Source organism: Pseudothioclava alba (assembly GCF_033100795.1).
Classification (GTDB): Bacteria; Pseudomonadota; Alphaproteobacteria; order Rhodobacterales; family Rhodobacteraceae; genus Pseudothioclava.
This window is the reverse complement of the sequence record NZ_JAWLVI010000001.1, coordinates 364,304-378,589: the sequence shown is the minus strand read 5'-3', so window position 1 is coordinate 378,589 and position 14,286 is coordinate 364,304. Positions and strand designations below refer to the sequence as shown.

General features: G+C 61.6%; 11 protein-coding genes. 5 read left to right on the top strand and 6 right to left on the bottom strand.

Annotation, left to right across the window (positions count from 1 at the left end):
- Nucleotides 1–23: 23 nt before the first annotated feature.
- The 3 genes from RYZ20_RS01830 to RYZ20_RS01820 form a co-directional block, all read right to left on the bottom strand.
- Entirely contained in the window at nucleotides 24–1,025 is a 1,002-nt protein-coding gene (locus RYZ20_RS01830; protein WP_317670167.1) for a TRAP transporter substrate-binding protein, read from the bottom strand.
- Nucleotides 1,026–1,268: 243 nt separating this feature from the next.
- Nucleotides 1,269–2,489 (bottom strand): sigma-54-dependent transcriptional regulator, encoded by a 1,221-nt coding sequence (locus RYZ20_RS01825; RefSeq protein WP_317670166.1) that lies wholly within the window; start codon nucleotides 2,487–2,489, stop codon nucleotides 1,269–1,271.
- Nucleotides 2,486–4,240 (bottom strand): sensor histidine kinase, encoded by a 1,755-nt coding sequence (locus tag RYZ20_RS01820; protein WP_317670165.1) that lies wholly within the window; start codon nucleotides 4,238–4,240, stop codon nucleotides 2,486–2,488. Before RYZ20_RS01820 ends, RYZ20_RS01825 begins: the two co-directional genes overlap by 4 nt.
- 237 nt (nucleotides 4,241–4,477) lie before the next feature.
- Here RYZ20_RS01820 and RYZ20_RS01815 point away from each other — a divergent pair, with 237 nt between their 5' ends.
- Nucleotides 4,478–5,287, top strand: coding sequence for a ferredoxin--NADP reductase (locus RYZ20_RS01815; protein ID WP_317670164.1), 810 nt, complete (start codon nucleotides 4,478–4,480; stop codon nucleotides 5,285–5,287).
- A gap of 62 nt (nucleotides 5,288–5,349) precedes the next feature.
- Here the strand turns inward: RYZ20_RS01815 and RYZ20_RS01810 are convergent, their stop codons facing one another.
- Complete coding sequence (locus RYZ20_RS01810) at nucleotides 5,350–5,988, bottom strand: hypothetical protein (RefSeq protein ID WP_317670163.1); 639 nt, start codon at nucleotides 5,986–5,988, stop codon at nucleotides 5,350–5,352.
- 179 nt (nucleotides 5,989–6,167) lie between these two features.
- On the opposite strand from RYZ20_RS01810, the gene infC reads away from it, so the two are divergent.
- Entirely contained in the window at nucleotides 6,168–6,719 is a 552-nt protein-coding gene (infC, locus tag RYZ20_RS01805) for a translation initiation factor IF-3 (protein ID WP_465250145.1), read from the top strand.
- Between the two features lie 299 nt (nucleotides 6,720–7,018).
- On the opposite strand, the gene RYZ20_RS01800 is transcribed toward infC, so the two are convergent.
- Nucleotides 7,019–9,238 carry a hypothetical protein gene (locus RYZ20_RS01800; protein WP_317670162.1) on the bottom strand — a complete coding sequence of 740 codons (2,220 nt, stop codon included), beginning with the start codon at nucleotides 9,236–9,238 and terminating at the stop codon, nucleotides 7,019–7,021.
- A 165-nt stretch (nucleotides 9,239–9,403) separates the two neighbouring features.
- Here RYZ20_RS01800 and RYZ20_RS01795 point away from each other — a divergent pair, with 165 nt between their 5' ends.
- From RYZ20_RS01795 to RYZ20_RS01785, 3 genes are all read left to right on the top strand, one after another.
- A complete protein-coding gene (locus tag RYZ20_RS01795; protein WP_317671297.1) occupies nucleotides 9,404–11,734 on the top strand; it encodes a glycosyltransferase family 2 protein in 2,331 nt (776 codons plus the stop codon).
- Nucleotides 11,731–12,768, top strand: coding sequence for a glycosyltransferase family 2 protein (locus RYZ20_RS01790; RefSeq protein ID WP_317670161.1), 1,038 nt, complete (start codon nucleotides 11,731–11,733; stop codon nucleotides 12,766–12,768). Before RYZ20_RS01795 ends, RYZ20_RS01790 begins: the two co-directional genes overlap by 4 nt.
- A 179-nt stretch (nucleotides 12,769–12,947) precedes the next feature.
- The gene (locus tag RYZ20_RS01785) at nucleotides 12,948–13,898 is read left to right on the top strand and encodes a phosphoadenosine phosphosulfate reductase (protein ID WP_317670160.1); all 951 of its coding nucleotides are present in this window, start codon (nucleotides 12,948–12,950) and stop codon (nucleotides 13,896–13,898) included.
- Here the strand turns inward: RYZ20_RS01785 and RYZ20_RS01780 are convergent.
- The gene (locus tag RYZ20_RS01780) at nucleotides 13,895–14,230 is read right to left on the bottom strand and encodes a hypothetical protein (protein WP_317670159.1); all 336 of its coding nucleotides are present in this window, start codon (nucleotides 14,228–14,230) and stop codon (nucleotides 13,895–13,897) included. The two genes, RYZ20_RS01785 and RYZ20_RS01780, sit on opposite strands and share 4 nt — an antisense overlap.
- Between the last annotated feature and the right edge of the window lie 56 nt (nucleotides 14,231–14,286).

Sequence of the window (14,286 nt, the reverse complement as noted above, 5' to 3'; positions counted from 1 at the left end):
GGTGTCTGGCCCCTTGGGACAGATCAGTGCTTGGCGTTGATCTCTTGCGCGGCGGCAATGTTATCCGTGCCAACATCGGCTTCGAACTTGGACCAGACCGGCTTCATCGCGTCGACCCATGCCTGACGCTGTTCGGGGGTCAGTTCGCGGATCACGCCGCCAGCATCCAGAATGGCCTGACGGTTGTTCGCGTCGACCTCGGCAATCGCGGCGTTCCGCGATGCGGTCACTTCGTCCATGATCGTGCCGAGTTGGGTGCGGATGTCTTCGGGCAGGCCTTCCCACCAGTCGACGCTGGTCACGACCATATAGTCGAGAACGCCGTGGTTGGTTTCGGTCGAGCCGTCCTGAACCTCAAAGAACTTCTGGCCATAGATGTTCGACCAGGTGTTTTCCTGACCATCGACAACGCCGGTTTGCAGCGCGCCATAAACCTCCGAGAAGGCCATCGGCTGAGCGGATGCCTTCAGCGCTTCCATCTGCGCGACCAGAACGTCCGACGGCTGCACGCGGAACTTCAGGCCAGCCGCATCGGTCGGCAGCTCAAGCGGTTTGTTGGCCGAGAATTGCTTCAGGCCGTTATGCCAGAAGCCAAGGCCCAGAAGGCCGCGGCGCGTCATCGATTCTTTCATCGCCTGACCGGTTTCCGAGTTCTGGAACTCGTCCACGGCTTCCATGTTCTTGAACATGAACGGCAGGTCGAAAATGCGGAACACCTTGGTGAAGGTCTCGAACTTCGACAGCGACGGAGCCGCCATCTGCACATCGCCCTGAAGCATCGCTTCAAGCACCTGATCGTCATTATAAAGCGTCGAGTTCGGGTAGACCTCGACACAGGCCTTGCCGTTCATCTCGGCGTTGACACGGTCTGCGAACAGCTGTGCTGCGATGCCTTTGGGATGCTTGTCGGTGTTCGTGACGTGGCTGAACTTGATGACCATCTCGCCCGAGTCGCACTGGGCGAAGGCCGGAGCTGCAACGGTGACCAGAGCAATTGCCGTCATCGCGGCGGTAAACTTTTTCATGATTTCCTCCCATGAATGCCATTCGGCACAAGTATCGCGCCGCTGTGGCGACGCCTGATGCAAGCCAACCGCGAGACGCATAGCCGATCAACAGTTTCGTGATAGCTCGCGAAAAGAGTCTGATTTTTGTTGTATTTTAATGACTTATAAATTTTCACCCCATGCGGGCCCGCAAGGCATGTGCGGAATTTCACACAGATGTTAGCGCCTGACGGGCGAAATGCCGCACGGGTCGCGCCTGCCCTAGCGGAAAGATTCGGGCTTTAACCCGTGCCGCGCGAGCTTGTCGTAAAAGGTTTTACGCGGCAGTTTGAGCGCCCCTGCGGCTTCGGTCGCGTTGCCCTTGGCGTGGCTCAGCGCCTCGACCAGCATCGAGCGTTCGACGCGGTGCATCCGCTCGGCCAAGCCCTGCCCCGCGTCATCCGCGCCTTCCGCCACCAGGCCCATCGCAAAGCGCATCGCTTCGGTCATCAGCGCGCGCGCATTGCCCGGCCAGTCGCGCTCCATCAGATGGGTGTTCATCTCGGGCGGCACCTCGGGCAAGGGCAGGCCCGATTGTTCGCAGGCAAGCTGCACATAATGGCGGAACAAGAGCGGGATGTCCTCGGGACGCTCGGAGAGCGAGGGGATCCGCACCCGCATCACCTCGAGCTTCCAGTAGAGATCGGGGTGAAAGCGCCCTGCCCGCGCATCCGCCGCCAGATCGCGATAGGTGCCCGCGATAAGGCGCGTTGAAGGGCTGGTTTCCAGCAGGTCGATCAATGCGAATTGCGCGGGCTGCGGCAGGTCGGCCACCTCGTCGAGATACAGCGTGCCCTCTTCGGCGCGGGTAAATCCGGCGGCCAAGTCCTCGGGCGACAGCCCTGCGGCTGCGAGTTTGACAAAGGCGCGGGGGGCGGCTGCGGACAACAGATGGATCACCTCGGCCACCTTCGAATTGCCCGCCCCCGGCGCGCCGGAAATCAGCACCTCGGCGCCCGAGCGCGCGGCCTTGCGCGCCTGTTCGCGCAGGGCTTCGGCCACAGGGGACGCGCCCACCAACATCCGCGCTGCCGCATCCCCGCGCCGGATTTCGCGGTGCAGGCGGCGGTTCTCCATCACAAGCGCGCGGGTCTTGAGCGCCTTCTGAACAACGGCCAGCAAATCCTTGGCAGAACATGGTTTTTCAAGAAAATCAAACGCCCCGCCCGCCATCGCTTTCACCGCCATCGGCACATCTCCCTCGCCGGTCAGCAAGATCACAGGCAGCTCCGCATCCGCCCCGTGCGCGAACTCCAATAGCTGAAAACCGTCTTTGCCCGGCATCCGTATATCGGTCAGCACAATGCCGTCAAACTCGGGGCTGATGTGGTCCTTGGCCTCGATATACGAGCCACACAGAACCGGCGTAAGCCCCGCCAGATCAAGCGTCTGGCCAAGTGCCTCGCGCACCGCGCGATCGTCATCGACAACCAGAACCTTCATGCCGCGTGCTCCTTATCCACCATCGGCGCGGGCGCCTCATTCAGCTCGACGGTAAACACCGCCCCGCCATCCGGCGCATTCCCCCCCGTCAGGCTACCGCCGAACCCCTGCACCAACCCGTAAGAGATCGACAGGCCAAGCCCCATCCCCTCGGCTGAACCCACCTCTTTTGTCGAATAGAACGGGTCGAAAATGCGGTCCGGCTCGCGGATACCGGGACCACTGTCACGCAAGACAAGGGCGATCCGGCCCTTGGCGGGCCGCGTGATCCTGATGTCCACCCGCTTCACCAGGCTATCCGCCATCGCATCGGCCGCATTCGCCAGGAGGTTCACGACGACCTGACTGAGCCGCACCTCGCCCGCCATCACAATCGCCGGAAAATCGGGGCGCCTCCAGTCCACGGTGACGCCCGCGCGCTCCAGCCGCATCTGCGCAATCTCCAGCGCGCTTTCCACCACCGCAGCAAGCCCCACCCGCGTCGCCGGTTCGGCCTCTTGCCGGGCAAAGGCGCGCAGGTTGCGGATGATCCGCCCCATCCGGCGCGACAGATCGGCAATCCGCGAGAGGTTCTCTGCCGCCTCCTCCTTGCGCCCGCGTTCCAGCAGCAGTTCAGCGTTTTCCGCATAAGACCCGATCGCCATCAGGGGCTGGTTCAGCTCGTGGCTGATCCCCGCCGACATCTGCCCGAGCGCCGAGAGCTTGCCCGCCTGCACCAGTTCCGCCTGCGTGCGTTTCAACTGCTCATTCGCCGTTGAAAGCTCTGCCGTGCGCTCGCTCACCCGCATTTCCAACGCCGCATTCGCCCGCGCCTCGACCTCAAGCCGCGCAGCCAGCGTGCGCCGCCGTTCCCAAAGCGCAAGGATTACCGCAACGATGCCCACGCCGCCAAGCGCCGCCGCCAGCGCCAGTGTTCGCGCCGTATTCAGAACCCCTTGCGCATCGGCCAGCGCATGACCCGTCATCCCGATCACCGGAAGATCCTGCGTCACCGGCAGCCCCAGTTCGGGCAGATAGCCCCCCGCCGTCACCAGATCGAACCCCGCGACCTCTTGCACGGGGCGATGGACGCGGCGCAAAGGCGTGGCAGACGGATAGTCCCCCGCCAGAAGGGCAACAGGCCGGTCGACTTCGAACACCATCTCAAGCCGGTTCGCCAGAAAGGTCACGCCTTGCGCATCGCTGAACCACACCGGAACCGGATCGCCGCGCCCCTGCGCCTCGACGCGGTCGGCCTCGATGCGCAAAAGCACAATCCCCGCGACAGGGCCGGCCATCTCGAACACCGGCGCCGAAAAGGTGAACAACCGGCGCGCGGTCTCGGGTTCGACATGGTGGTGCATTCCGCTTGCACCCTGCGCCGCGCGCGCCAGCTCGGGCGTAAGGGGTAAGCGCTCGGGCGCGCCTTCGGGACCAGCCAGAACCCGCCCGTCGGGCGCGAGCAAAAGAATATCGCGCGCACCGGCCCGATCCGCCATGCGCCGCAGAACCGCCGCGACCGCCTCGGGCGCAATCGCGCCACCACCATCGCGTGCAAGCGAGGCCACATAGGGGTGCTCGGCGGCCAGAACCGCGACCTCGCGATATTGCGCCAGTGCCGTGACCAACCGGTCCGCTGCAAGCCGCAAATCGGCCTGCGCACGGTCCTCCAGCCGCCCAAGCCCTTCGCGCGCAGACAGCATCCACACCTCGGCCGCACCTGCCACCATCGCGGCCAGCGCAATCGCCAGAACTGTAAACCGTGTCAGCATCACCATCCGCCCGCGGGGTTTCCTGCCCCTTGATGCAACCGCATGGAGCGGAAAATCAAGCGCCCCCTGCGGCAGCTTGTCCGCGAAAAGACGCTTTTCGCGCGCGGTATTCTGGCCTATCTGCCATTCCGAGTGCCGATTTGAGTTAGATCAAGGCTCGCACCCGACTGAACAGGTATCTGCGAGACATGTTTAAGCCCCCGACATTCGGGGCAAGCCAGAAAGACGAGACGCCCCGTGACCGATACAGCCATTCCGCCCGTGAAAACCCTTCCCGACGCGCAGACGGTGACGTCTGTGACGCATTGGACGGACCGTTTGTTCTCGTTTCGGGTGACGCGGCCGCAGTCTTTGCGGTTCCGCTCGGGCGAGTTTGTGATGATCGGGCTTCTGGGCGACAACGGCAAACCGCTCTTGCGCGCCTATTCGATCGCCTCGCCAAGCTGGGACGAGGAGCTGGAGTTTTACTCGATCAAGGTGCCGGACGGGCCGTTGACCTCGCGGCTGCAGCACATCCAGGTGGGCGAGGAAATCATCCTGCGCCCGAAACCTGTGGGCACGCTGGTGGTGGACGCTCTTTTGCCCGGAAAACGGGTATGGTTCCTGGCTACCGGCACTGGGATTGCGCCCTTTGCCAGCCTGATGCGAGACCCGGAAGTCTATGAAAAGTTTGACGAAGTCGTGATGATGCACACCTGCCGCACGGTCGAGGAACTGGAATACGGCCGCCGTCTGGTCGAGGATCTGAAGAACGACGAGCTGATCGGCGAGATGGTCGAGGGGAAGCTGAAATACTACCCCACGACGACCCGCGAAGAGAGCCCGCACATGGGCCGGATCACCGATAATCTGGCGTCCGGCAAGGTGTTCGAAGACCTTGGCATCGCGCCGATGGACGCCGCGCACGACCGCGCGATGGTCTGCGGCTCGCTCGCGTTCAACAAGGATGTGATGGCGGTGCTGGAAGGCTTTGGCCTGCGCGAGGGGGCAAACTCCGAGCCGCGCGAATATGTCGTCGAAAAAGCCTTCGTCGGTGACGGCGTTTAAGATCGCCGACCCAAAACAAAAGCCGCCCCGAAGGGCGGCTTTTTCATTTCAGGCTGGCATTATTACATGCCAAGCGCGGCTTTCACCTGCTCCAGCACCATCGGGATCTGATCGGCATTTTCTGCCGCAAGATCAACCGCCGCTTTCAGCGTGGCTTTGGTGCCATCGCCCAAGGCGGAGCCGTCGATCATCTCGCCGATTTTCACCGGATCGAAGTTCTCGACCGTCAGGGTCTTCGCAGCCCCGAGCACGGCCTCGCCCATCGAGGACGCTCCGTCCACGGCTTGCGAGGTTGCCTCTGCCGCAGCACCTGCTGCGTCCGCAGCAGCGTCGCCCACGGCTTGTGCCACATCACCCGCGGCTTCGGTCGCGGTTGCTGCCATGTCGGAAGCCGACTCGGTTGCAGCCTCGACGGCCCCGGCGGTCGCATCAGCGGCTTCCGACGCAGCCTCGGTCACCGCCTCGGTTGCGGTTTCGACGGCCCCTGCAGCGGCATCGGCTACCGCGCCCGCGGTCTCGGCCATGGTGCCGGCAGCGGTATCAGCCGCCGTCTCAGCAGCGCCAGAAACCGTCGCAGCAGCCTCCGACGCCACATCGGCCATACCGGATGCGGCTTCTTCAACCTCTTGCGAATTCAGATAAAAATAGGCTCCGGCCGCAATCGCAGCCACCAGCACAGCTAAACCAGCAAACTTGTTCATTTCCCCACCTTTCACTCACTCGGGTGCACAGTTAACCAGTGCTATATGGCACCCCGCCCCCCGTTTGAAAACCCTAAGCCCCTCGAAGCCCGACTTATCGGCTAAAACGCGCTTTGGAGGTTGAAAGCCCCGTAATTGCAGCCTATTTTGCGGGCCATTCACGCTAAGGTTACAGAAGGATCACCGCCATAGCCCGCAGACCGCATAACGCCCCGCCGCAACGCGAAACCGGACCTCGCGTAAACGGACGTATTCGCGCACCAGAAATTCGCCTGATCGGCGCGGATGGGGAAAACGTCGGGGTGGTAAGCCCTGCGCGTGCCATGGAAATGGCGGAAGAGGCTGGCCTTGATCTGGTGGAGATTTCTCCGAACGCCGTGCCGCCCGTGTGCAAGATCATGGACTTCGGCAAGTTCAAGTATGAACAGCAAAAGCGCGAAGCCGAAGCCCGCAAGAAGCAGAAGATCATCGAGATCAAAGAGGTGAAGTTCCGTCCCGGAACCGACACCCACGATTACGAAGTGAAAATGAAGAGCGTGCTGAAATTCCTTGCCAATGGCGACAAGGTCAAGGTGACGCTGCGCTTTCGTGGCCGCGAAATGGCGCACCAGGATCTGGGACTTGAGCTTTTGAACCGCGTGAAAGAGGACGTGGGCGAAGAGGGCAAAGTCGAATCTATGCCCAAGCTCGAAGGCCGCCAGATGGTCATGATGATCGCGCCGACGCGATAAGCGGCCCCGATCCACAAGATGCAAAGCCCTCCCCATTCGGGAGGGCTTTTTCGTATCTGCCGGTTGGTTTGGAAAACGCCTCCCCCAAAAATTTAAGCGCAGCGGGAGGGAGGCCCGCTGCGCATTATGGGGATCAGACGAGGGAGAGCGTCTCGATCCTCGGTTCAGGTTCCGGCGGTAAACCGCTTTCAGGGAGATCAGAAACCTGATGAGCCTGAGATACGCCCGCGCCGCCCCCGAAACCTTGACCTAAGTCAAATTCCGAAACCCGATGCTGCGACATTTTGGCAGGCCGCTTTTTACAGCTTTTGCAGCCCCAATCGCACCGCACGGTTGTCGTTTTGACGCAAGACCCATTGCCCCAGTCGCTTCGCCAGAACCTTGTGCCCCTTGTCCACCGCGCGCGAAAACAACTCACGCTGATAGCGGGGGAAGGCACGCCGCGCGCGCAGCCGCGCATAGAACTGATCCTCGGTCAGCGAACCATCCAGCGCGCCCAGAATAATCGGGTTCAGGATACCCATCTGATGCAAGGACGAGCCAAGCCGGTGCCCCATCAGCGGCGTGCGCAGTTTGATGACATTTCCGGCCTTGAACCGGTCGGCATGGCCTGCGTCCAGGGGTTCATAGGGATCATAGAGAATTGTCACCTGCCGCGCTGTGCGCGACGCGGCCGCCGCATCCCCGTATTTCCCCGAAAAATCCTTGTCCCACGCGACCTTATAGCGGGTTTCCCAAGGCACGACCGCTTTATCCAGCGTCGATTGCGGCGAGATTACCACCACATCGGCACCCGGATGCGCAGCACAAAACGCCGCCGCCGCATAGCCGCCCATCGAGGCGCCATAGAATACCACGCGTTCGAACTGATTAAAGAAACCCTCGGTTGCCAACCGGTCGAACTCGGTCTCGACCCAAGCATCGCGATACCATGTCCAGCCCCCCGCCATCACGCCCAGCATCGACCAGCCCTGCTTTTCGATGAACTCGAACCCCCATGGGCGGCGCGTGTCACGCTTGTTCATCGCAATGTCGAGGTTGTCGAAGGTCACGACCAGCGTCTTGCCGCGCGGGATATAAAGGAAGCTATGCACCCCTTCGGCGGTATAGAACCCGTCCTTGCCAGCAAGCTGTTTGGCGATCCGCGCCCAATCCCCGTCGGGGGCGACCTCCTCGGGCGGCTTGGGCGTGAACAGAATACGCGAGATCGTGCTGCCGCCGTCATCCGCTACCGCCTCGACCTGCTCATTGGTGCCGAAATCACGCAGGAAGGGAAAGCTGCCAGAGCCTTTGCGAATATCCATCAGCATCCGGCTATCAGAGTGGAGCGCCGCATCAAGAACGGGCTTCAGATATTTGACTTTATTGACATCTCCGAAACCCGAAAGGTTCAGCAACAGATCCACAGGCCGCAGATCGGCGGCGCGCGTTACCACTTTGATGCGCGCCGGATCGACCCCGCAGCCCTCCAGATGCGCGATATAGCCCGCCACCCAGTCCGAGGGCGCCTCGGGCCAGCTTCCATCCGGTTTCAGATCAATCAGCGTGATGTCGCAATCCCATTTGTCATGTGCCGCAAGCGTCAAAAGCGGCGACGTCCCGCCCAGATCCGCAACCGAGGCCAGATCGCGTAGCCCCAGCTTATCCAGCAGCGCCGGGTCAGCGGTTTTCTGTTCGAACACCAGCTTCGCGCGCCCCTTGATCGGCGCGAATGCGGGCCGTATTTCGTGCTTTTTCAGCAGCTTGTCAAAGAACGATCCCTCGCGTGGGATACCGTTGAATCGCAAGCCCAATTCTCGCTTGTTCGAGGCCCAAAGATGCAGCGCCGTGGTCTGATCGGTCAGCTTCGCCTCGACCTTGTCGGCATCGCGGATCATCATCGTCCGTTCGCGGAAGGTCACGGGGTAAAAGGCCTCAAGCGGCTGCACCTTGTCGTGAAGCCCGTGCTTTTCGACGTAATGCGAGATCATCATCGGCCCCCAGACACCCCAGGGCTGCTGCGTCACATGCACCGGTTCCCCGCGTGCGGCCGCGTTGCGATATTCGTTCTGAAGCGCGGGCTTGATGAATGGCGGAATTGCATAACGATCGCCCATGAAGCCTATAATATCACGCAGAATTTCGCTATCCGCCGGAAGCCCCAACACCGCATTGTTCACCCGTTTCGAATTGGGCAGTTCGTAGCCGAAAACATAGTCGCTCTCATAGGTCATCGGCGCCCAGCAATAGACATCGGTATCGACCCAGATCAGCCCCGGATTCTGCGCGATCATATGGATGCGGAAATAATCGGCAAACAGCGCGAAGCTGTCCTTCTTTTCGTATTTGATAAAATCGTCGGTATCGAGCACCTCGCGCCCGTCACGACGGATCACCCCCTCGGGGACATTCGGAATGTCCTCGTAGGAAAACAGCGTAATCTTCTGTCCCGCATCGACAAAGCTTTTCAGGCAAAGCTGCTCCATCCACGACAGAGTCCCGCCAATCCAAAGCGTGCCAACTTCACGTTCCCGCGCCATTTCCCTGCCCCCTTGGAAAAGCCGTTCCGGTTAGATTTGTGCTAACTTGCCCGAGTTATCTTGGATTTCCAATGCCTAAGCTTGGGTAAATGCGTGCAAGATTTGCGTGGGGCGCAGGTTGTGTTAGGAAAGCGACATAATGGTGAGGCAGGAGTGTAAGTGAGCATGACGCAGGTGATCCGGCGGCAGATGGCGTGTGAGGCCAGCGCGGGCGATGCCCCTGCGCTGCTTGATGCGCTGTCATGGAGCGAAACGGTCGAGGGACAGCCACGCACCGCATTTCGCGCGTTTTTTGCCAACCCGTCCTCTGCGGCACAGATCGCGCAAGTGGAAGGAACCACGATTGCCGAATTACGGGATGTTTCCGGCTCGGTGATGGTGGTGGGCCACGCACCAATAGGGCAGGAAATTACCATCGGCCTAAGCACCGCGCCCGCCCTGCCCGATCAGCCCGCACCGGATTTCGCGCCCACGCGCATTACCGCCGACGCCCCCGAATGGGACATCCTTGAAGGCCGAAATTGCCTGTTTGGCCAGCGCCTTGAGGAGACTGTCGAGACCGTTCTTGACTGGCTGAGCTGGCACTTCGATCAGCACGGCGCGACGGGTGCGGTGATCCTTGACCGTTGCCCGCCAGACAGCGACGCCACGCGCGAGGACGACTTTGATACGGCGCTGCGCGAGGGGCTGGAGACGCGCGAGATCGACATGCGTGTGATCGTGCTTTCCGCGCCCCGCCCCTTGGGCAAACCGGGCTTCGGCCCCGAGAACCACCCGTTCCTCGCCCCCGACGCGCCCGGCAAGGACCGGATGGAGATCCCCGCCCCCGACGAATGGCGCGCGCCCTTGGGGCAAGGCATCGTCTTCGAGATCGTGAAATGGCGGTTTCTGGCGAAAGCGCGCGCGATAGTCACGCTGGATGTCACCGATATTCTGGCGCCCCAAGGCGCGCGGGAAAACATTTTCGATGCCTGCGTTGCCTCTGACAGCGGCGTCGTTCTGATGATCGGGCGGCGCGTCTATCCGTGGCGCGTGCGCGAGGGGCAGCCAGCCCGCTTTGCCGACCATATCTGCCGCCAGTTCGATGCCCGCCGCGGTATGGCGAAATGGGGCTGCGCGCCCGAAAAAGCGGGACTGGAGGCCACATGGCGCATGGTGCGCGTGGCTTATGCGCGCCCTGATCTGAGCGCCGTGCATCCGTTCTGGCGTGCGATGGCGCTGCGGGTGCCGGGGCGCAATGCCTCTGAACTTGCACCGAAAACCTCGTTGGTCGAAGACACCGCACTTCTGAACGCGGCGCGCGAGATCTGGGGCCACAAACCGATCCGCCCCCCCGTCTCAAAGGCCAAGCCCGCCCCTAAGCGCGCGATCGAAGCGGGCCGCACCGCGATTGTCACCACGATGAAGAACGAAGGCCCGTTCATCATGGAATGGATCGCCTATCACCGCGCGATCGGGGTGGACGATTTCCTGATCTACACCAACGATTGCACCGACGGCACCGACGAGATGCTGGATATGCTGGAACGCAAGGGTATCTGCCAGCACCGCGCGAACCCCTGGGTGCCGGGCGGAGAGCTGAAACCCCAGCATGCGGCCTTGCAAGCCGCCGAAGGTGAGCCAGTGATCCAGAACGCCGGATGGGCGATCTGCATGGATGTGGATGAGTTCATCAATGTGAAAATCGGCGATGGCACGCTGAAGGCGCTTTATACCGCGATGGGCGAGGCGAACATGATCTCGCTGACGTGGCGGCTGTTCGGCAATTGCGACGTGCACGACTACGAAGACCGCTATCTGCTGGACCAGTTCACCACCTGCGCCCCCGAGATCGCGCGCAAACCGCATCAGGCTTGGGGCTTCAAGACGCTGTTTCGCAACATTGATCTTTATAAGAAGCTGGGGGTTCACCGCCCGAAGGGACTGATCCCCGACCTTTGGGATCAGGTGAAATGGCTCAACGGCTCGGGCCGCCCGATGCCGCGCGAGATGTTCCGCAACGGCTGGCGCTCGACGCTGGAGACCTATGGCTATGACTGGGTGCAACTGAACCATTACGCCGTGCGCTCTGCCGAGAGCTTTCTTGTCAAACGTGACCGTGGCCGCGTGAACCACGTCGATCGCGACCAAGGCATGAACTACTGGTTCCGCATGAACCACAACGCCGAAGAGGAATGCTCGATCCAGCGGATGATCCCGAGGTTGCAGGCCGAATGGGACCGCTTGATGGCGGACCCCGAAATCCGGGCCGCACACGAGTATTCGGTCGCCGCCCACCGCGCCAAGATCGCGGAATTACGCGCGACCGAGAACTACGAGAAATTCTATGCCGAGCTTTGTTCCGAGAAGTTCGAACGCCTCTCGCGTATCCTGCATGTCTTCGGGTCGAACGTCTTCAACGTCGGGCCTTCGGTGATCCCCGAAGACCTGCATACGCGCGACCTGCCGCCCGATTTCTTCTTTACCGTCGAACATGCCGGGGAGGCCGAACATTGAGCTTTACCGCCATCACCGCAATGAAAAACGAAGGCGCATTCCTTCTGGAATGGGTCGCACATCTTGGGGTGATCGGTTTCGATAATATCCTCGTATTTTCAAACGATTGCGAAGACGGAACGGACGCGATGCTTGACCGGTTGCAGGCGATGGGGCGGCTCACCCATCTGCGCAACCCCGGCCCGTGGGACAAGGGGCCGCAATGGGATGCGCTCAAGGCAGCAGACAGGCATCCGTTGGTGAAAGCGGCCGAATGGATCATGTTCGTCGATGTCGACGAGTTCCCGAATATCCATGTGGGCGACGGCACGGTGCAGGCACTGGTCGCCGCCCTGCCCGAGGCGACCGCGATCCCGCTGACATGGCGGATGTTTGGCAATTGCGGTCAGGTCGCCTTCGAGGACCGCCCCGTCACCGAACAATTCATCCGCGCCGCGCCCGCGCGCATCCGCTGGCCGTGGCGGCTCCAGATGTTCAAGACGCTGTTTCGCAACGATGGCAGCTACCGCAAACTGGGCGTGCATCGCCCCCGCGCGCCCGCGCCCGACGCGACCCCTCGCTGGTTCGACGGATCGGGGCGCGAACTGCCCGAAGTGTTCCACAAGAACCGGCTGTTTTCGGTGACCGGCGAAGACAATTACCAGCTTGCCCAGCTTAATCACTACGCACTTGGCGCGATGGAAAGCTATATCGTGAAATGCGATCGTGGGCGCGCCAACCGCGAGGCATCGGCCTTTGATATGTCCTATTGGGTCGAGCGGAACTTCTGCGACACCGAAGACACGAGCATCGCGCGCTACGCCGCCACGTCCGATGCGGCGCGCATGACGCTTCTGGCGGATCCGGAACTTGCCGCTTTGCACGCACAGGCCGTCGCGTGGCGCAAGGCCCGTTTCGAGGCGCTGATGCTGAACGAGGAATTCCGCGCGCTCTTTGGCAGGCTACTGGTGACGCCCCCCTCTCGCCCGATGCCCAAAGCCCTCGAGGACCGGATCGTTCACTATGGTCAGCGCGCGAACGGGTTGATTTCGTGAACAATCCCCCTGACATCCCGCGACTGTTCCCGAATGCCGGACAATTCGCGGTTATTTCAACTTGTCCCCTTATTCCCGCCAGATTGTCGTAATGTTAGATTAACCATTATGGGGCTTGATCGTCTGAACAGACAGGGGAGCCCTGCGTTATGGATGGTGCAAGGGATTTTTATAAAACGATGCGAGAGCTGAGCGACAGCGAGTGGCAGGAGCGGATCGAGGAAATCGCCGAAACCGAGGGGTATTTCGAACCTTTGGGCGAAGATCATTTTGCCATGTTCGCCGACGAGGGGGCCGTTCTTCTCGTCTCGTTCGAATCGCGCGAGTCGATCCGTCGGCTGCGCGAAAACCAGCTTCCCCTTGGTGCAACGGTGGCGCGCGCGAACGGCTGGTCCAGCCTTACACTTGTCTGTAACCGCGACACATGGTTCCGCGAACCGCGCGTTTTCGCCTATTTCGATCGCCTCGTGGACGATGCATTTTTCGAAGATTTCGACAAAGTTGTTTTCTACGGCGCCGGTCCCTGTGGCTATGCCGCGGCGGCCTTTTCGGTCACCGCCCCCGGCGCGACGGTCCTGGCGATGTCGCCGCAAGCGACGCTCGACCCCAAACTGGCGGGCTGGGACGATCGCTTCCGCGAAATGCGCCGCACCTCGTTCGAGGATCGCTACGGATTTGCCCCCGATATGATGGAGGGCGTGGGCGAGGGATATATCTTCTTCGACCCGTTCGAACCCTTGGACGCGATGCACGCGGCCCTTTTCGCGCGCCCGGGCATCACGCTGATGCCGTGCCGCAATATGGGCAACCAGATCGAGGATATTCTCAGTTTCATGCAACAGCTCGAGCCGCTGTTGACCGCCGCCGGAAACGGCACCTTCAGTGCGCAGAGCTTCTGGAAAATGTATCGCGAACGCCGCAACAGCCCGCGCTATCTGCGCCGGATGGGCTATGCGCTGCAGGATCGCGGGCGCAGTGTGCTGGAGGCGATTTTGTGCCGCAATGTCGTCGAGCGGCTGCAGGGGCCGCGCTTTTTGCAGCGGTTCGAACGGCTGGAGGCACATCTGAAAGACCAGGGGATCACCCTGCCCCCGTCCCACGCGCTAGAACCATCGAAACGGGTCGGTTAGACCTGAGCGCTCGTCGCCTCGTCTTCGTCTTCAGGCTCGTCCCCGTGAAAGCGGCTGACATGGGTCGCGACGCGGCGGGTCTCGATCGAGCGCGAAACCTGTTCCAGAATCACCGTTTCCGGCACGAACAGCGGCGCAGGGGTGAAACTCTCGACTGTTGCGGCCAGTGATAGCCCAAGCGCCTCGAGCGCGCGGATCAGCATCTCGTCGGCGCGCACCAGAATACGGTCGGCCTCGATCTGGCACGGCGCTTGAAATTGGCCAACACACAGGGCCGCCAGCACCAGATCGCCACGCACTTCGGTCAGGGTTTCGTGATTGGAATCGGACATGGAGCCTCCTGTTCTCCGTTTCTGCGGAGCAACCCTAGTATCATGCGCCATAACTC